Origin of the sequence: Spirosoma pollinicola (assembly GCF_002831565.1) — a bacterium.
GTDB lineage: Bacteria > Bacteroidota > Bacteroidia > Cytophagales > Spirosomataceae > Spirosoma > Spirosoma pollinicola.
Map to the genome: position 1 here is coordinate 7145613 of NZ_CP025096.1, position 20064 is coordinate 7165676.

Annotated in this window: 10 protein-coding genes; 5 read left to right on the top strand and 5 right to left on the bottom strand. The window is 45.2% G+C overall.

What is annotated here, in order from left to right; translation table 11 throughout:
- Positions 1-20: 20 nt before the first annotated feature.
- The 5 genes from CWM47_RS30105 to CWM47_RS30125 form a co-directional block, all read right to left on the bottom strand.
- A complete protein-coding gene (locus CWM47_RS30105; RefSeq protein WP_100992278.1) occupies positions 21-1817 on the bottom strand; it encodes an ABC transporter ATP-binding protein in 1797 nt (598 codons plus the stop codon).
- Between the two features lie 179 nt (positions 1818-1996).
- Positions 1997-5746: a PAS domain S-box protein gene (locus CWM47_RS30110; RefSeq protein WP_170069462.1), complete on the bottom strand. Its 3750-nt coding sequence runs from the start codon at positions 5744-5746 to the stop codon at positions 1997-1999.
- 598 nt (positions 5747-6344) lie between these two features.
- Positions 6345-7451 (bottom strand): hybrid sensor histidine kinase/response regulator, encoded by a 1107-nt coding sequence (locus CWM47_RS30115; protein WP_100992280.1) that lies wholly within the window; start codon positions 7449-7451, stop codon positions 6345-6347.
- An 8-nt stretch (positions 7452-7459) separates the two neighbouring features.
- The gene (locus CWM47_RS30120; protein ID WP_100992281.1) at positions 7460-11257 is read right to left on the bottom strand and encodes a PAS domain S-box protein; all 3798 of its coding nucleotides are present in this window, start codon (positions 11255-11257) and stop codon (positions 7460-7462) included.
- A 109-nt stretch (positions 11258-11366) separates the two neighbouring features.
- Positions 11367-12110: a response regulator gene (locus CWM47_RS30125; protein WP_100992282.1), complete on the bottom strand. Its 744-nt coding sequence runs from the start codon at positions 12108-12110 to the stop codon at positions 11367-11369.
- A gap of 738 nt (positions 12111-12848) precedes the next feature.
- Between CWM47_RS30125 and CWM47_RS30130 the strand changes: the two genes are divergently transcribed.
- The 5 genes from CWM47_RS30130 (at position 12849) to CWM47_RS30150 (ending at position 20002) form a co-directional block, all read left to right on the top strand.
- The gene (locus CWM47_RS30130; protein WP_100992283.1) at positions 12849-14441 is read left to right on the top strand and encodes a response regulator; all 1593 of its coding nucleotides are present in this window, start codon (positions 12849-12851) and stop codon (positions 14439-14441) included.
- 21 nt (positions 14442-14462) lie between these two features.
- Positions 14463-18140 carry a response regulator gene (locus CWM47_RS30135; RefSeq protein ID WP_100992284.1) on the top strand — a complete coding sequence of 1226 codons (3678 nt, stop codon included), beginning with the start codon at positions 14463-14465 and terminating at the stop codon, positions 18138-18140.
- 105 nt (positions 18141-18245) lie between these two features.
- Positions 18246-18611 (top strand): response regulator, encoded by a 366-nt coding sequence (locus tag CWM47_RS30140; protein WP_100992285.1) that lies wholly within the window; start codon positions 18246-18248, stop codon positions 18609-18611.
- A 9-nt stretch (positions 18612-18620) separates the two neighbouring features.
- Complete coding sequence (locus CWM47_RS30145) at positions 18621-19430, top strand: CheR family methyltransferase (RefSeq protein ID WP_100992286.1); 810 nt, start codon at positions 18621-18623, stop codon at positions 19428-19430.
- Positions 19412-20002, top strand: coding sequence for a chemotaxis protein CheB (locus CWM47_RS30150; protein WP_100992287.1), 591 nt, complete (start codon positions 19412-19414; stop codon positions 20000-20002). Before CWM47_RS30145 ends, CWM47_RS30150 begins: the two co-directional genes overlap by 19 nt.
- Positions 20003-20064: the final 62 nt, after the last annotated feature.

Sequence of the window (20064 nt, forward strand, 5' to 3'; positions counted from 1 at the left end):
TACACCCTGCAAGATGAAAACTAATTGACTGACAGCGTTTTTTGTACCGGTACCGAAACCTCTTTCCGCTCGCCGATTTGCTGCCGCCACATGGCGTAATACAATCCCTTTTGAGCCAGCAGATCAGCATGGGCGCCCTGTTCGGCAATGTGACCGCGTTCGAGCACGAAGATTCGGTCGGCGTGTAAGATCGTACTTAGCCGGTGGGCAATCAGGATGGTGATGTGCTGACGAGAGCCCGAAAGCTGGCGCACCGTTTTGCCAATCTCTTCCTCGGTCAGTGAATCAAGTGCCGATGTAGCTTCATCAAATACCAACAACGTTGGTTTACGCAACAAAGCGCGGGCAATACTCAGGCGTTGTTTCTCTCCGCCAGAAACCTTTACCCCACCCTCGCCAATAACCGTGTCGAGCCCCTGCGGAGCGCGGTTAAGTAAGGTATCGGCGGCAGCCTGATGCAAGGCCAGTAAACATTCTTCGTCCGTTGCCTGGGGTGCGACGAAACGTAAGTTCTCGCGAATGGTCCCGGCAAATAGTTGCGTATCCTGCGTGACAAAGCCGATCTGCTCCCGCAGTTCGTCCAGGTCAATTTCCGAACCAGGAATGCCGTTGTATTCAATCTGGCCAGCTAATGGCTGATACAGACCCACCAAAAGTTTCACCAGTGTTGTTTTGCCAGAACCCGATGGGCCGACAAACGCAATGGTTTCGCCGAGTTTTGCCGTAAACGAAATACCATCGAGTGCCGGGAGGTTTGCCGTAAGGTGTTTAAAACGAACGTCTTCAAACGCAAGAGTCTGAACTTTATTAATGGCTTGCGGATGAAGGGGCTTTACATCGCGGGGCGTGTCGAGAATCTGCTGAAAATTAGCCAGCGACGCTTCCGTTTCCCGGTATACGTTAATGATGTTACCCAGTTCCTGCAAGGGCCCGAAGATGGCGAAGGAATAAATAAAGAGCGAGAAGAACTCACCCACCGTGATGCGTCCCTGAACAACCAGAAACAGCATGAGCAACATGATTGCATTGCGAAGTAAATTCACAAACGTACCCTGAATAAATGAAAGCGAGCGGATATACTTCACTTTCTTCAGTTCTAGACGCAGAATTTTGTCTGTTGTGGCGTTCAGCCGTTCGGTTTCCTGTTGGGCCAGACCAAGACTTTTTACCAGTTCGATATTGCGTAAACTTTCGGTAGTTGAGCCAGCCAGAGCCGTTGTTTCGGCCACGATGGTCTTTTGAACGACTTTAATTTTTTTACTCAGCAATGAGCTGACAAAACCCAGCAATGGAATAGTCAGAAAATAAGCGGGTGCTATTGGCCAGTAGACCGTTGTGGCGTACCACATGACGAAAATAATTCCGACAACAGACGTAAACAGCACATTGACAAACGACTGAATAAGCTTTTCGACATCGGCCCGCACTTTCTGAAGTTTGCCCAGCGTTTCGCCCGACCGCTGGTCTTCAAACACCTGATAGGGCAACTCAAGTGAGTGACGCAATCCATCGGTGTAAAGACGGGCACCCAGTCGTTGGGTAATAACATTAACGTAATAATCCTGGAAGTTCTTGGCAATCCGGCTCACCATCGCAACACCCAGCGCCTGCAAGATCAGGATACCGGCCCCATCGCTCAAAAACTGCCAGAAGCCAATATCCGTTAGTTTCCCGCCCGGCTTGACGACGTACTGGTCAATAATCTTTCGAAAAATATACGGATCAAGTAAGGAGAAAACCTGGTTGATGGCGGCAAGAAATAAGGCCAGCACAAGCAGACCCCAGTAATGACGCAAGTATGAGTATAGTAATTGCATAAACAAAAACAGGTTGTTGTAGAGTGAATGGACTAACTATTGCCCCCAACGCGGCTACAGATACAGGCAAAGTACCTACTCCCTTAACGATATTAGCGCGGGATAATTCCTGTCTATATAAATGCGTGAACCATCATACCTATTATTCATTACTCGTGTAGCATTTTCAGGCGATATGCTTATTGAGAAAAAGGTAGTATGATCCTGAACGTCGTGCCGACACCCTCTATGCTATCGACCTCAATCTGACCTTGCTGTAAAGTTACATACTCTTGGCAGATGGCCAGGCCAAGACCGGTTCCCTGAAACGAGGTGACATTGCCCGCTCTGAAGAATTTTCCAAATAAATTTGGTATGTCTTTTTCAGGTATACCAATTCCTTCATCACTGACGGTAATAAGAACGTCTTCCGGTCTGAAATTTAATTTTAAGAGTGGGTTTTTGGTTGAAAACTTAAATGCATTCGACAATAAATTCGTCAGGACATGTTCTGTTAATTTTTTATCGAGTGTAACAGGTTCAGCATTACCAAAAACATTGAATTCTACGAATCGTTTATCACTTCGATCACTAAAATAGAATTTTATTGTACTTTCACTTAGGGCTATCAAGTCGATCAATTCCAAATTTACGTCAACTTTTCCCTCATCAATTTTGCTAATAGTTAATGTGTCTGATATAAGATCATTTAATGTAAATATTTTATTAGTTATCTTATCAATATGTTGATTGATTAATTGAATAGCTGTACCGGTCTTATTCTCGTTTACGTAATATTTTACCAGTTCAACACTAGAATTAATAGCTGCCAGTGGCGTTCTGAACTCATGAGAAGCTGTTGAAATAAATTGCGATTTAAGTACATTTAAAGTTCGTTCCTTTTGTAGAGATTCTTCCAGGATCAATTCCTTTTCTATAGCCATCGTAACATCTGTTGCAACTCCGATTCTTCGTGTGATCAGCCCTTCCTCATTTTGTACGGTAAATACCCGGACGCTCATATAACGAAGTGTTCCATCCTGATGCCAGGCTCTAAAGTCAAAATTAGTATTGTTGCCATTATGCATAAAAAAATCCATCACTTTGCCCCGGTCTTCTTCGAGAATAAAATTTAAAAATAGAAGCGGATTTTTATACAGATCATCGGCAACCTGCCCGGTAAATTTCTCATAAGCTGAATTCATATAAATAAACTTTGGCTGATTGAGATCGCGAATCCAGAAAATTTCATCCACATTTTCGGCAATGTCGCGAAACCGTTGTTCACTTTCCAAAACAGACTCTTCAGCTTTTTTACGTTCCGTAATATCCGTTAGTGTGCCTGTTATACCTGTTATTTCATTGAATTCATTCAGGATTACCTGGGCAAATACATCAATCCATCGGTACCCACCCTCTTTATGTTTATAGCGAATAATATGGGTACATACTGACTTTTGGCGACTCATCAGCAACTCACACAAATACTGATTTCGCTCCCTGTCTTCGGGAAATACTGAATCCAGAAATGGTTTGCCTAATGACTCTTCAACTGTAAAGCCCGTTATCTCCTGCCATACCGGGTTTAGATAGGTCCACGAACCTGCCAGATCTACGTGAAAGACAACATCGTTCAGGTGATCGACCAGCGAGCGATACCGATGTTCGCTTTCCTTGAGGGCAAAATTGGCTTGCTTTTTCTTTGTACGATCCCGCACTACGCCGATTAGCCGATGATTAATGCCGTTTTCATTTTTAAGTAGTAGCCCATCGGCCTTTATATATAATATCGCTTGATCGATTGGGGAGACAATCCTGAATTCAACATCAAAAGGACTCTTGTCATCAATAATTTTCTGAACATTAAGTTTAAAAAATGCTAAGTCGTTTGGGTGCACCAACGGCTCGACATCCTCGATCCGGTTAATTTTAACGGTTTGAGGGATACGAAGCAGGGTAAAAAAATTGGCATCCAGTAGAAGTTCATTAGTAAGTAAATTCCATTCCCATACGCCCAGTTTTCCTGCCATCGTTGCCAGTTGACTCCGCTGATTGGCCTGCTTGAGTTCCTGCTCAATCGTCTTTAGATAAGAAATATCCATGGCCGTATCAACATACCCAATGAGTTGATTTTGCTCATTATAAAGCCCACTTAATGTTGATAAGACAGGAATTAACTGTCCCTCCTTCGTTAAAAATGTGTTTTCTCTTCGCAGGTAGTCGTTTGTCAATAAATAATCAATAATTAATTCTTCTCCATTTTGGGCTGGATTAGTCGAATCTGACCTTAGTTCTTCGATTTGTCGTTTAAATAGTTCAGGCTCTCTCAAGGCACCAGGCGTAACTTTCCCGACCAGTTCATCAGCCTGATAGCCACTTAAAGCCTCGAGCGCTGGATTAACGAGTTTAATAATACCACGAGTATCGGTTGCAGAAATAGCCAGACCGGCGTACTTCAGTATTGCCTGCTGCATGGCATAAAGCTCTTGTATCTCAGCTGCCCGCTCGGCTACCCGCTGCTCCAGGTCCGCATTATTCTGCAGCAGTTTTTCTTCGATTTGTTTTAACTGGGTAATATCTTTAATAGAGAGTAAAACATTCCCTGCAACTCGAACAAGGGAATAGTCTCCCCATAACTCCCCTGTAACCAGGGTTTCCCGTAGCTCAAACTGCTGGGGTTCGCCTGTTTCGATTACCTCGACCAGTCGATTAAATAGTCCATTTTTCTGAGCAAAAGGAAATAAGGCCAGCAACGTTTTCTCCATTAGTTCGTCGTGGCTCAATCCGGTAATGACTGAATTCACCGGATTTGTTAACAAATAGGCAAAATCAACGATACGACCATTTTTACGGACTGGCTCCCAAAGCACCAGGATAGATGGAGTGTTGTCAATAATCGCCTGCAAAAGCTGGTTATTTTCAACAAGTTTTCTGGCCTGAACGGTTAACTGCTGATTTGCTTCTTCCTGTACTAATAAAATAGAGAGCTGACCGGCTACTTCCCGTGCGATGAGTACGTGTTCCTGGGTGAAAAAGCCAAGTGATTTATCCAGCAACACCAGCAAGCCAACATAATGTTGTCGGGAAAAAAGAGGTACGGCTAAAAACGAGCGATGTCCCCAATTATAAGGATTTAAGTTAGCCGGAAACTCAGATGAATCGGCATTTAACTGGTTAACCAGCGCTTCCCGACCCTGAGTAAACAGGCTATTATGCAGATACGTTGCCGGGAAACGGATACCCGGCCAGGCTTCGCGCTTACCCCGTCGCATTCGACTTTCGGCACTGGCAAACTCGCCTGTTTTATCGATGCGAAACACAATGCCAACCTCGCAGGGAATCATATCATAAATATGTTCAAGGGCAATCATGTCGGACTGTTTGTCTTTCAGTTGGCTGTTGATCAGAGCGTTACTTATACGACTCAACCCCATTAGTCGTTTATTGACACGCACTAGCAGTTGCTCCCGTTTAACCCGGTTGGTAACCGTAACAAGTAAAGACGAAAAGGTTTTTAATAAATCAAGATCATTTTTATCCCAGTCCCGCTCCTCCCGAACAGCATCAAAGCCAACAAAACCAATCAAATTCTGGTCATATAATAACGGCACAACCAGAAGAGACTGAATATTCTGAGCCTTAAGGCTTTCTTTTTCCTCAGCCGCGCCGGGCGGCAATTCATCAAGCGATGTTATTCGAATGGTTTCCTGATTCAGCATTTTCTGGTGCCACCAGGGGAAAAACCGGGTAGGTTCTTTTTGAAGATATTCCTGTTGCGACTCGATACCCTCTGCGCACCATTCATGCGTACAATTCATTAAGGCCTTGTCTGTCGAGTAATTAAAAATATAGACTCGATCCGCTTTATTATATAACCCAATTTGAGCTAATGATTCAAGAATATACGTATCCAGACTGTCGGAAGTTACGTTGAGCAGACGCCCGGACATTCCAGAAATAATTGATTCAAATTCCTGCTTTCGCTGGAGATTTTTTCTATAATTTTCCCTTGAGTTATTATTTTGCAAATAGATTATACACTTATTTTCATTTCTATAAACTGAGCTCTCCAACCAACACTCAATTTCCGGTTCATAGATGTCAATAGTCAACGAAACTCCGGTTTCCATAACCGTGCAGGCAGTAGTAAAAAGTGCGTTTAAATAGGGAATATCGCCCAGAAAATGTGTATCCGGGATACTGGACATGTCCCTTAACAATGAATAGGCAAATGGATTCAAATAAGTTATACACAGGTTATTAATTGAACCCACATCGTTCCTTACAGGCTCACACAAAATGATGCCTGTTGGCAAATCCGGGAAATCATCAATTGATAAGTTGGATTTCGTAAAGCCATCAGTAGCTTTTTTGAAAATATTTTCCATTCAGTTATAATAATTCATTGTAGTATTGGTGGAGATTCCTTACACGACACGCTATCTATTTCATAGTTTATGCTCCCGGTTTACGTCGTTTCAGAAGTAATTTATCTCCTTTTATTAACCCATTCCATTTCCCTGTTTCGTCAGCAGAAATTGAACAAAACTAGTTTCCACCCAGCCATTGGGGCAACCAGATCAAGACTGTCGTATCGCCCGGTGTTGGGCTTTCAACCGTTAGCTTTCCTTTGTTAAACTCAACGATTTTTTTGACGATAGCCAATCCCAGCCCAAAGCCCTGCTGTTCATATAGACTACGGTCAAATTGTTTATAAGGGCCAATGTGTGCACTATCTTCTATGTTGAACGGTTGCCCTCGGTTGGTAACCGCTATTTGGTAACCAGATTCGCAGATTTCTCCTTTTACCGTAAAACTTTGCCCCGCATCAGAGAATTTGACTGCATTGTCGACCAGCTCAACCAAGCAAATCCGTAGATTATCGGCCGAGATACTAAGCTGAACGGGCTCCACGTCAACCTGATAACTAACATGGCGATCCTGCCGCTGCTCAACAGCAAGGGCGCATCTATCAATGAGTTCTGCCGTTAGCAGGGTGTTGCCACTGGAATAATGGATATAGGCCGAGTGGTCGGGATCGATATGTTGCAACGCATCTATCAATTGGATGTTATCCAGCGAACGTTTTAGCCGAAGACCACAAACTTTGATCATCTTCACCATTGTTACCGTTTCTTCGCCATTAAACTGGTCATGCTGGTCAATCAGCATAGACGAAAAACCAATGATACCTGTCAGGGCGGTGTTGTATTCATGCACCGCTACTGAAGCCAGGTTGTGTCGGTAGCTTTCCAGTTTTGCTTTGAGGTCTGCCTTACGCAAAGCTTCCCGCTGCAACCGACTTTCGATGGTGTGCATCAGATTCTGAAGCGTAAACGGTTTGGTCAGGTAATCATCGGCACCCTGATCCATGCCCCGACGCAGGTCGACAGGCTCTGTTTTGGCCGTCAGGAAAATAAACGGCACGTTAGCAATCAGGCGGTTATTCCGAACAACTTCAAGCACATGATACCCATCGACTTCCGGCATCATAATATCGCACAGAATCAGATCTGGCGGGTGCAGTAGAGCCTGGCTGATGCCTTCCCGACCGTTGACAGCGGTTTCGACGTTGAAACCGTGCAGCGTCAGCATTTCCTTCAGGTTTTCCCGAATTTGGGTATCGTCTTCAATGACGAGTAATTGAGTAGTCATTCGTTTATCTATAATTCGTTACTATGTACTATGTGTTGACTTGAGATTGTGTCTTTGGTTTGCACTGGGTATGCTTCCTCAGCACACGAAATTGGCATCGTGACCGTGCAGGTAGTTCCCTTTTTCTCCTCGCTTTGAAGCGTAAGATGGCCGCCGTGGAGTTCCACAAACTGCCGGGCAATGACCAACCCAAGTCCGGTACCTGGAATGGCCGTTGTGTTACTAGCTCTAAAGAATGCCTGAAAAAGTGTTGCTAACTCGCGGGCCGGAATACCAATACCCTCATCAATAATTTGGATAACAAAACAGGTTTCCTCAAACGCGATGCGTAAACAGGGTGCTTTGGTAGAGAACTTAAACGCATTGGAAAGCAGATTGACGATCACATGACTAATCAATTTGGCATCCAGGAAAACCAGACAGGGCGCCCCTTCCCGTATCAGGCGAACACCGCGTTGGTTGACTGGCTGACTGAAATGGGTAGCAATAATTTCGTTGCAAATTGAGAAAATATCTACCCACTGAGGATTGAAACTTACCTTACCCGACTCAATGGTACCAATTGTCAGGATATCCGTCAAAAGAATACCAAATTGATGAATCTGTTTTTCGATTACGGTAAGATGTTTCTGAATAGATGGGCCGGAACTGGGGGCGGGTAAATCCAGGTAGAGTTTTATAAGATCGACGCTGGTTTGAATTGTTGCCAGTGGAGTACGGAATTCGTGGGAAGCCGTCGAGACAAATTGAGACTTGAGTTGATTGAGTTCCTGTTCACGCTGCAATGTTTGCTGCAAAACAATCTCCTTTTCCTTCTGGCTGGTCACATCGCTTATAATGCCAATGTGGCGAATAACCTTGTCGGCGGCATCGCGAATAATAAATGTGCGAACAAATAACCACCGCAGTGGCCCGTCACTCTCCTGAGTACGGAAATACAATTGACCCTCCTGCCCTGCCTTATATTGGTTAATGAGTTCCCAAACCGCCAGTTGGTCTTCCTTCAGAATAACGTTCATAAAGGCAAACGGGTTTTCGTCCAGCTGACTAAGGCTGGTTCCCCAAATTCGCTCAAAGGCTGGATTAATATAGAGAAGCTGAAACGGTTCGGCGGAATGAATCCAGAAGACCTCATCGACGTTTTCGGCAATCTCCCGAAACTTTTGTTCACTATCCCGCAAGGCTTTTTCGGCTAGCTTTTGCTCCGTTATATCCCAGGCTACGCCAACCTGACGAATAGCATTCCCTTGTGCGTTCCGGACTGTTTGACCAACAGCCTTAATGTATCGGATCGCTCCATCCGGCCGTATAAAACGGGCTACATTTTGAATTGAATCACCGCTTGAATCTAACGTATATCGTTCCAAAAAACCGGGTAGATCGTCCGGGTGTATCAATTCTAGAAATTCGGCGAAGGGGGGGCTTGATTCTTGTGGTTCCAGACCATAAATTTCCCACATCTTTTCGTCCCAATCCGATTGATTCGCTTCTAAATCCAATTCCCACACCCCCTGGCCGGCTGCCTGAGTGGCCAGTTGAAGCCGCTGGTTCAGATTTCGTAATTGGACTTCAGCCTGCCGTCGTTCGGTAATATTTCTGGCAGAGGCATAAATGAGATGATCAATTTTTACGGCATTCCACTCCAGAATACAATAGGAACCATCTTTTTTCTGAAACTGGTTTACCTGATTACGAAGCGGCTTTTTGTCGATCTCTGACAGGATACGTTGATGAATTAATGTCAACTCATCGGGATGTATCAATTTTTCAAACGTCAGTTCAACCAGTTCGTCAACCCGGTATCCCAGGGTTATTTCCCAGGCGTGATTAACGGTCAAAAAGCACCCGTCGGCGTTTACTATACAGTGTAAATCAATAGCTCCTTCAAAGACTGTATTCAGTTCCTGGTTCTTTTGTACCAATTTTGCTTTGGTTGCTTTCAAGGCCGAGATATCGGTAGCGATACCTACAAATCCAATTGCTGCTCCGCTTTCATCCTGTAAAATACTGGCAGTCAGCAATATTGGCACTTTCTGATTATCTTTAGTGACAAAAAGACATTCATTAAAAAAGTACCCATGAGCAGCTATGGCCTGGGCAAAAACAGTGGAAGGCTCGGGCAAATCTGTGCTGTCCCGATAGGCAATGATCGGTATTAAGTTTTCGGCGGTTTCCGGTTCAAGGTGTACAGACCGACCAATTAATTCATCGACCGGGTAACCCATCAAGCTCTCACAAGCCTGATTAGCGGTTTGGATAATGCCATTTATATCTGTTGAAATAATTGCCTGCCCTGCATGTTTCAAAATGGCCTGATGTAAGGTCGACAAGCGTCTTACTTCTTGCGTACGCTCTTCTACACGCTGTTCAAGTTGTTCGGTATATTGTTTAAGCTGTTCGTCAAGACGTTGTTCATGTAAAATAATGGCAAACGAACCGGCCAGTTCACGGGCAATATCCCGGTATTCATCAGAAAAGAAAAAAGGCGTTTTAGACGCCAGCGCGAGGGCGCCAATGCATTCACTCCGATCATACAAGTGAATGATAACCAGTGAACGGAAGCCTTGCTCGTAAGCAAGTCGTTCAGCCCCTTCACTTAACGACTCTGGTTGTAGATCAGGGTGGTAAGAAGTTTGATTTCCAGTAACAAACTGGTTCTGAATGTAGCTGACCGGAACAGAAAAACCAGGAGTCGCATCTAGTTTTCCTTCATCTGCCCGGCATTTAACCACTGCCAGACCCGCCGATTTGTCAAGTTGGAAGACAATCATTCGTTCGCAAGGCACCATGAAATATAAATACTTCATAGCAATCAATAAGGGCGACTGCCCCGCCATCCGATAATTCAGCAATGCCTGATCAATGTCATGTAAGCCCTCCAAACGCTGGTTTGCCCGCCTGATTGCGGTTTCCTGCTGCAACCGCTGAAACACGCTGGCGATCATTGTTGCGAAGGTTTCCAGCAATGAAACATCGTTCTGATCCCATGCTTTGGGCTTGCTAATCGTATAAAACCCGATAAAGCCCTGCGTTTTTCCTGACAAAATCAGGGGAACAAAAATCATCGATTGAACGCCCAGCCAAGTCAGCCTGTTTTTTTCATGGCCGGCCTCCACGGGTAATTTATCCGTTTGTAGCCGAAGAGTTTGCCTATTTTTTAGCTGCTGAAGCAACCAGTCGTTACGGGAAATAACTATATCCTGAAGGGTATGTTTTTTTGATCCAATGTCAGCAGCACACCATTCATGAACACAGTCACCCCGCTGGTAATCATTCGAGTACAAGACAACCGATGCCCGTTCGGCACCAATATGCTCACTAATTTCTTCAAGCGCTTCAGGTATGTAAGCGTCCATCTCGAAGTCAGACACATTGACTAACCGGCTCGACAGACTCGAAATGATTGACTCCATCGAAAACCGTCGTTCCAGTTCCTTCTCCGTTTTTTCGTGTTCACTTACATCCTGCACATTGACCATCAACTGGTCGTCGATGCGGCTCAGCGTAATATCATGCCAGATATCCTCTCCCTCTATATGGTAATGTTTTAATAAGCGTTTCTCGTGACCTGACTCTAAAACGGATACCAGAATGAGAAAAAAATCATTATCCTGAGTGGGGTCGAAAACTTTTTTAACTACCTGATTAATAAGCTCCTCTTTCGGTTTACGGATAATTCGGGCAAATGCAGCATTAACCATCCGGTATTTAAAACACGTCACCTTTCGCTGACTATTACGGACAGGCGTTAGAAAGGCCACACCCTGTAAAGACGCATCAAACCATGATTGTAAAAGCTTATTCATTGTGAGCCAATTAGTTGATCATAAAGAGGTGTATGGTACTTGACTTATAAAGAAAGACACGGTACTTCCTGGTATCAACAAGTCAATAAATTATACATTTTGCCCATAACTATCCTGACAGCCAGGCCTTGAAAGCACTAAAGCGTGCTTTGGGCAGGATCACTTCCTGAGTTTTTTCCGAAACAGAAATAAATAAACAGTACTTACCCTTTTCCCAGTAGGCATATTTCTGAATGCTTTTCCGATGCAGGACAACATGCCGATTGACCCTGAAAAAGTCCCGGGGATTAAGCTCACCAGTTAACTTTTCCAGACTTTTATTGAGTTGAAAAAGCCCTAATTTATGCCATACATAGTAGCCCCTTTGCCGGGTAAAAAAGTAAAGGCAGTCTTCGACCTGAAGTACCATACTACCTTTTTCGTCGTGGCCGAAGATCGTTTTTAGATAATTTGTCGAGAGGTCCGGATTGCCCTGCTGTTGCTGGCTTCGCTTTAATCGACTTTCAATCGCCATCAGCAAATCACTGCCCAGAAATGGTTTTGTCAAGTAGTCATCAGCACCCAGGACCATGCCCCGACGTACGTCTACTATATCAGCTTTGGCAGTCAGGAATATAAATGGTACATGGACCAGCCCCGGGTAGTTTCGAATCGACTCAAGCACCTGATGGCCATCCATATCCGGCATCATAATATCGCATACGATCAGGTTAGGCTGCCACACTTTAGCTTGTACAATACCTTTTACGCCATCGGCAGCTGTTCGTACTGTGTATCCGTTTATAGTCAGTAGTTCAGCTATATTCTCCCTGATTTGCGCAAAATCTTCAATGACCAGTAATTTAATTGACATTTGGATGAGTGACACAATATAAATTTTAGCCCTACACATTCACTACATTAGTTACAAAACACCGTGTAACATACTGATAGAAAGATACATTTGGCCCTAAAATAATCCCTGCTTTTATTGTGTTGAGTCCAAAACGCGTTAAGTCAGAAGCCGATATGTGGCTTAAGAATCTATAGTTAAGCGAGTATAAAAGAAAAAGTCGTCAAATAAACCGACGTATTTATTTATTAAAACCTATATAACTTCTAATAAATGGTACAATATATAGTTGAGTATAAATATAAAGAATCGATACACAAATATACATAATTACTACTATGAAAATAATAAGTTAAATATTTTTATACATAGTATCTTACAATAATTTCTTTACTAATATACTGAATTTGGAATTGTGTTTATTTAAGAAGTGCAGCGTCATTTTATTTCTTGGTACAGCACCTATTCAAATCATAAAAGAAAGTATATGGCAACTAAATTTAACCATTCAACATATTAAATAGCGAGAATAGATATACTTGTTTTGTGGATGTATTAAATAGCACTAGCTGAACTCCTTGACATGGCTTTTTCCCATATAATAATTCAGCCAGAGCCTGAGCGGGCCAGATTTGGAATCACCCAAACCAAGCCTTTATATTCACGCACTATTTCGGTGTTACAACCGATCTCGAATTTCTAAACGAACCCACATTATTTTTTTGCGCGGTCGTACTCAACACCTTACAGGTATACTACATGATTCTTCTTGTCGATGATAGACCCGAGAATATTCTTCCACTAAAAAAAATTCTCGAGTTACATCGCTTTTCGGTCGACACCGCCGGGTCGGGCGAAGAAGCCCTCAGGAAAGTCCTCAAGAAAGATTACGCGGTTATTATCCTTGACGTGCAAATGCCGGGCATGGACGGCTTTGAGGTCGCCAACGCCATTGCCGGTTTCAGTAAATCCAGGGATACGTCCATTATTTTTCTGTCGGCAGTTAACACCGAAAAACGGTTCATAACTCAGGGGTATACGGCTGGCGGAGTCGACTACCTGACCAAACCCGTCGACCCGGATATTCTGGTCCTTAAGGTCAAAACGCTCCGAAAAATATATGATCAGCAACAGGAATTACGGGCCACTCAGGAATCGTTACGTAAAGAGGTAGAGGTTCGAAAACAAGCGCAGGAAGCCCTGACGGCGCGAATGCAGGAGTTACAGGTGGTGCTGGCCTCATTACCGCAAATGGCGTTTACTATAGCCCCTACCGGTCGAATCGAGTACGTTAATGAACATTGGTATCAGTATTCAACCAGTGCGGAAACATTTCCGGTTACCCATCCCGACGATGATGTTTGTGACGAATGGAAAAAGGCACTGGCCGACGAAACCGAGTTTATGCACGAAGTGCGTCTGCAAGATTTGCTGACCGGCGATTTCAGATACCATCTTCTACGAATTATTCCCATTAAACAGCAAGGCGTTCTGAGCCGATGGATTGGCACCTTTACCGACATTCATCCGCAAAAACAGGCGGCAGAAGTGCTTGAGCAACAGGTCGAGTTGAGAACCAACGAACTCCTGAATAAAAATGCGGAACTAGAGCGCACCAACCACGAGTTGCAGCAATTTACCTGGGTCGTTTCGCATGACCTGAAAGAGCCACTTCGTAAAATACAGTTGCTGAACGACATTCTGAAAGAGAAATTCTTCAAAGACAATCCCGAAGCTACATCCTACCTTAACCGGTCTATTCAGTCGTCGGCCCGCATGTCTGAACTGATCAAGGATCTCCTGGCTTACTCGCAACTATCAGCCCCTGAGGCATTTCAACCCACTGATCTTACTGTCTTACTGAATGAGTTGCTTACAGATTTTGATGAACAGATTAACCAGAAAAAGGCTGTGATCAAAGTGGATACCATGCCCACTATCGACATGGTACCAACCCGAATCAGGCAAGTCTTTCAAAACCTAATCAGCAACGCACTCAAGTTCTCGAAACCCGATCAACCCCCTCATATTGAGATCAGTGCAGAGCGCATTGATACCAAATCGATTGACAGCAACCCATCTCCTGCCGGCGACTTTTACCGGCTTATTGTGCGCGATAACGGCATCGGGTTCGACGAGAAATTCCTGAACCGGATATTCATTATTTTTCAGCGACTACACAATCGAACCGCCTACGAAGGGACGGGCATTGGCCTGGCCATAGCGAAGAAAAATATAGATAAACACAATGGCCTAATTTCGGCTAGTAGCCGGGTCGATGAGGGAGCCAGTTTTATCCTTATTTTACCGATTCACCAAACTCATTCGCTGTCTGTTACTGACCTCCTGTAAGCCGATTTTAGTTAACTACTCATGCCACAAACTGCCATCTCGAACTCCGTTATCAGACAACTGCGCATTGTCTTTTCGTTGTCGACACTATTGCTTTTGATTAGCCTCACGGCTTCGTTTTATAGTATCCAGAAACTGATCAGTAATTCTCAACTGGTCAACCATACCAATCAGGTAATCATTGAATCAGAGAATATTATCTCCTACATGAAAGATGCGGAGACAGGCCAGCGTGGTTACCTCGTTACGCTTGACCCGCTCTTTTTGCAGCCTTACACGGGCAGCCATGCCAACGTGAATGCCAGCTACGACCGGCTACTCCAACTTACCACCGACAACCCGGCACAGCAAAAACTTCTTGCCAGAGCCAAGGTTCTATATGAAGCCAAATTTGCCCAGATGCAACGGATTATCGACATGACCCGGTTGCGTAAAGCATCAATCCGGGATACGGTGGCGCAAAAGCGGGAAATGGTCGTGGGAAAACAACTAATGGACGACCTCCGGCTGGCGATTAATCAGACAAAAACAGAAGAAAATAATCTGCTCCAAACACGTATCCAGCAACAACAACTCTACATTACCTACACGCCCTTTCTTCTGGTTGTGGCGGCTATAATTTCTATGATGATCACGGCTTTTACCTACGTGCGTATCAAGAAAGATCTCGACGAACGACTGAAGCTACAACAACTGGCCGAAGCTAAATACATTGAAACAGCCAGACGCATTACGCTGATGGAGAACATCACGCATGACATTGCTAGTGGCAATTATTCGGTGCGAAGCCAGGACACAGCGAGCGATGAATTGGGCCGTATTTCGGCAGCACTGAACCAGATGGCGACCGCCCTTGAACAGACATTCAAGGATTTAAAAGACAAAAACTGGCTGCAAACGGGTACTGTCAGCCTGAGCGATGCCATTCGGGGAGAAAAAGAAATAGGCAAGCTGGCAACAAGCCTGATTAATACCATTGCCGAGTACACAAACGCCCCAATGGGCACTATTTACCTGACTGACACTGACTCAAGTTATAAACTGGCAGGAAGTTACGCAGCCCAACACGTGCCCACTTCGGTTAAAGCTGGCGAAGGATTGATTGGGCAGGCTATTAGCCGTAAGAAAACAATTATTGTACAGGATATTCCGGCCGATTACAGCCAAATAACATCTTCGCTGGGCAACGCCCGTCCGGCGGCCCTGGTTATTGCACCACTCATTTACGGCAATGCATGCCTCGGTGCCATTGAGTTGGGCTTTTTGAAAAAACCAACATCGCTGGAAATCGGCTTTTTAGAACACAATCAAGAAGCGATGGCCATCGGCCTCAACGCGGCTTTCGACTACGTTAAGCTGCAAAATTTTCTGGAAGAAACGCAGGCACAGGCCGAGGAGCTTCAGGCGCAGCATACCGAAATGGAGTACCTGAACGCCGAACTCGAAATGCAGGCCCAGAAATTGCAGGCGTCGGAAGAGGAGTTGCGCGTTCAACAAGAGGAACTGCAACAAACCAATACCGAACTCGAAGAACGTGGTTTGCTGCTGGAAGAGAAAAACAGCGAAATTCAGCGAAAAGCCGATGAGCTTGAGTTAACGACCCGCTACAAATCGGAGTTTCTGGCGAATATGTCCCATGAACTCCGCACACCGCTCAACTCTATTTTACTGTTGAGCCGACTGCTGGCCGAAAACCACGAGGCAACCCTTTCGGACGATCAGGTTGAATATGCGCGCGTCATTCAATCGTCGGGCAACGGGCTGCTTGGCCTGATCGACGAAATTCTCGACCTGTCGAAGATCGAAGCCGGGCAAATGAGTCTTGATTATCAGGATACCGCCGTTGCCGAAGTTACCGATGAACTCAACTCGCTGTTTGCGTTGCTGGCGAAAGATAAAGGGCTGGACTTCAGCATTTCTGTGGACGCCGATGTGCCCGCAATTATTGAAACCGACAAATTGCGGCTGGGGCAAATCCTGAAGAATCTGCTCTCGAATGCACTCAAGTTTACGGCCAGCGGCAGCGTTTCACTCACCATCAAACGGCAAGTGGGTAGTTCGGCTAATGCGTCGGCAGAAAATATCTGTTTTGTCGTAAACGATACGGGTATTGGTATTGCGCCCGAAAAACAACCGCTCGTTTTTGAAGCCTTCCAGCAAGCCGACGGGTCGACCAAACGAAAGTATGGCGGCACGGGTCTGGGCTTGTCGATCAGCCGCGAACTGGCCAAGCTGCTGGGCGGAGAAATCGCCCTAACCAGCCGGGTAAATGAGGGTTCAGAATTTACGGTAATCTTACCGTTATCGAATACGCAGCTGGCAAAAACAGCTGTCCAGACGAGTTCGCAGCCGGGCTTCGGTCAGTCACCATTTCCATCAACCGGCGCACCAGCTCATCCGTTTCACACGCATTCGGACAATCTGCCCCAGAAGTCTTCGAACGAGACAGCTAATCAATACATTAGCACCAGCATTCCGGAAGCAATTCCAGACGATCGTGGTGGTATTACCGAAAAAGACAAGGTCATCCTCATTATTGAAGACGATACCAACTTTGCCAAATCCCTGCTGGATTATGCCCGTAAAAAAGGCTACAAGGGTATTGTAGCGGTGCAGGGCGACGAAGGGCTAAAGCTGGCCTCGATCTACAAACCGCTGGGGATTCTGCTCGATATTCAACTCCCGGTCATGAGCGGCTGGCAGGTGATGGACGCACTGAAAGCTGACCCGCAAACACGGCCAATTCCGGTGCATATCATGTCGTCGCACAAGATGAAGAACGAAAGTCTGTTGCGAGGAGCCATTGATTTTGTCGACAAGCCGGTGGCCTTTGAACAGCTTCAGGATGTCTTCAAAAAAATAGAATACGTCCTGAACCGTAACGCCAAGAAGGTACTCATCATTGAAGACAACCCCAAGCACGCCAAAGCACTGTCTTATTTTCTGGAAACGTTTAACATCTCCTCCGAATTAAAAAGCAACATATCCGAAGGCATCAGTGCTTTAAAACGCAAAGAAGTGGACTGCGTTATTCTGGACATGGGCATACCTGATACAAACGCCTACGAAACGCTGGAAGAAGCCAGAAAAAATCCGGGGCTGGAAAACCTCCCGATCATCATCTTCACGGGCAAAAGTCTGTCGATGTCGGAGGAGTTGAAAATTAAAAAATATGCCGACTCGATTATTGTCAAAACGGCCCACTCTTACCAGCGTATGATTGACGAAGTATCGCTCTTCCTGCATTTGGTTGAAGAGAACAAGCAGACGAAAAGCAACAACGGCATCTCGAAAAAGCTGGGTGCCCTGAGTCAGGTATTGAACAACAAAACGGTACTGGTTGCCGATGATGATGTGCGAAATATATTCTCCCTCTCGAAAGCCCTCGAACAGTATAACATGACGGTCATTGCGGCACTGGATGGAAAAGAAGCCCTGCAAAAGCTGGAAGAAAATCCGGGTATCGATGTGGTACTGCTGGATATGATGATGCCCCAGATGGATGGCTACGAAACTGCGAGAACGATTCGGGAACATAGCCAGTGGAAAACCTTACCCGTTATTGCCGTAACCGCCAAAGCCATGACCGGCGACCGTGAGAAATGCATACAGGCTGGCGCATCGGATTACATTACCAAACCCGTTGATATTGACCAGCTTATTTCCCTATTGCGTGTTTGGTTATATGATAAAAGTTAGTCACAGAGATACACAGAGACGCACGGTGATACACAGAGAAAAATTAAAATCTCTATGTATCTCCGTGCGTCTCTGTGTATCTCTGTGGCAAAATATCCCAACAAAATGATTAAAAAACGAGTCTTACTCATCGACGACGATCCTCGCAACATTTTTGCGCTGACGGCTACACTGAAAGCGAAATCATTCGAGTGTATTGCCTGTAGCAGTGCGCGGGAAGCGATCGATGTTTTACAAACCAATGAGATTGTCGATGTGATTCTTATTGATATGATGATGCCTGAAATGGATGGTTACGAAGCTATTCCACGCATTAAAAATCTGGAGAACCGAAAACTGACGCCCATCTTCGCGGTAACGGCCCAGGCTATGGTGGGTGATCGGGAAAAGTGTTTGCGGGCAGGAGCAACAGATTACCTGTCGAAACCAATTGATGTAGACAGGCTCATTCTACTCCTATCGCAGATTTAATAGATTGCCATGATTACTGAGGAAGACGTTGATCTTTTACTGAACGATCTGCTTGAGCTATACGGGTATGACTTTACCCATTATTCCAGAGCGTCACTGAAACGGCGGATTAACCGTCTGCTGGCGCTGGATAAATTTCCGAGTTTTGCCGAACTCCGATACCAGATTCGATCGGATGCGCATTACCTAAAGCGTTTTGTAGAAGAATTGACAGTTAACGTGACTGAGATGTTCCGCGACCCGCTGTTCTATAAATCACTCCGAACAACGGTACTGCCAACGCTGACGTCGAAACCGTTTATAAGAATCTGGCATGCGGGCTGCTCAACCGGCGAAGAAGTGTTTTCAATGGCTATCTTGTTAAAAGAAGTCAATCTGCTTCAAAAAACGTTACTCTATGCTACCGACCTGAACCCCGAGGTTCTGGAAACAGCCCGGAAGGGTATTTTTGCGTTGGGGCCGATGAAGCAATATTCTGAAAATTACATCTTATCGGGCGGCACAGCCGATTTTTCAACTTACTATACAGCCCAGTATGGACACGTCAAGTTCAGGAATGACCTAGCCGAAAAAATGGTTTTTTCGACGCATAACCTGGTATCTGACCGCTCTTTTAACGAGTTCGATTTGATCCTGTGCCGGAACGTGCTCATTTACTTCGACAAAGACCTGCAACAGCGGGTCTTGTCGCTTTTCGACGAAAGTCTCGGGCCTTTAGGCTATTTGGCTTTAGGGGCTAAAGAAACACTAAATTTCTCATCATTAAAGCCTATGTTCAGGCAACTGGAGGGTGAAAAAATATGGCGGAAAATAGGCTGACCCACCCCTGTGAAGCCATTGTTATGGGGGGGTCTACAGGAAGTATTGAGGTGTTACTTAGTGTATTACCACAACTACCCGATCCACTTTCGTTTGCCCTGATCATTGTCCTGCATCGTAAAAATACAGCCGACTCCACTCTGGCGAACCTGCTTTCACTTAAAACAACTATTCCCCTCCGCGAGGTAGACGATAAAGATGTGGTCAGACCGGGAACCATATACCTCGCCCCTGCGGACTACCATCTTCTGATTGAACAGGATAGAACATTTTCATTGGACGATTCCGAGAAAGTGAATTTCAGTCGGCCCTCTATCGATGTCACGTTCGAATCGGCTGCCGATGTGTATGGTTCATCGTTGGTAGGAATATTACTCTCCGGAGCCAATGCAGATGGTAGTGCAGGCTTGAGAGCTATAAAAAAAGCAGGGGGTCTGCTCGTGGTTCAGCAACCCGAAACGGCCCAGGTTGGCTTTATGCCTCAACAGGCAATCCTGAACACTGCTGTCGATTATATACTGACTGTTCCACAGTTAATTGACTTTATCAAGTCCCTGAATTTGACTCATTGATAAAGGGAGTTTTACAGGTCTTGTTAGCCAGTTATCTGAACAAATTTTTTTAACCACAGAGA

Excerpts from the sequence above, each read along its gene's own strand:
- CWM47_RS30105 (WP_100992278.1), bottom strand. The coding sequence starts at position 1,817 with ATGCAATTACTATACTCATACTTGCGTCATTACTGGGGTCTGCTTGTG.
- CWM47_RS30135 (WP_100992284.1), top strand. The coding sequence starts at position 14,463 with ATGCCACAAACTGCCATCTCGAACTCCGTTATCAGACAACTGCGCATT.
- CWM47_RS30125 (WP_100992282.1), bottom strand. The coding sequence starts at position 12,110 with ATGTCAATTAAATTACTGGTCATTGAAGATTTTGCGCAAATCAGGGAG.
- CWM47_RS30120 (WP_100992281.1), bottom strand. The coding sequence starts at position 11,257 with ATGAATAAGCTTTTACAATCATGGTTTGATGCGTCTTTACAGGGTGTG.
- CWM47_RS30150 (WP_100992287.1), top strand. The coding sequence starts at position 19,412 with ATGGCGGAAAATAGGCTGACCCACCCCTGTGAAGCCATTGTTATGGGG.
- CWM47_RS30140 (WP_100992285.1), top strand. The coding sequence starts at position 18,246 with ATGATTAAAAAACGAGTCTTACTCATCGACGACGATCCTCGCAACATT.
- CWM47_RS30145 (WP_100992286.1), top strand. The coding sequence starts at position 18,621 with ATGATTACTGAGGAAGACGTTGATCTTTTACTGAACGATCTGCTTGAG.
- CWM47_RS30110 (WP_170069462.1), bottom strand. The coding sequence starts at position 5,746 with ATGTCCGGGCGTCTGCTCAACGTAACTTCCGACAGTCTGGATACGTAT.
- CWM47_RS30130 (WP_100992283.1), top strand. The coding sequence starts at position 12,849 with ATGATTCTTCTTGTCGATGATAGACCCGAGAATATTCTTCCACTAAAA.
- CWM47_RS30115 (WP_100992280.1), bottom strand. The coding sequence starts at position 7,451 with ATGACTACTCAATTACTCGTCATTGAAGACGATACCCAAATTCGGGAA.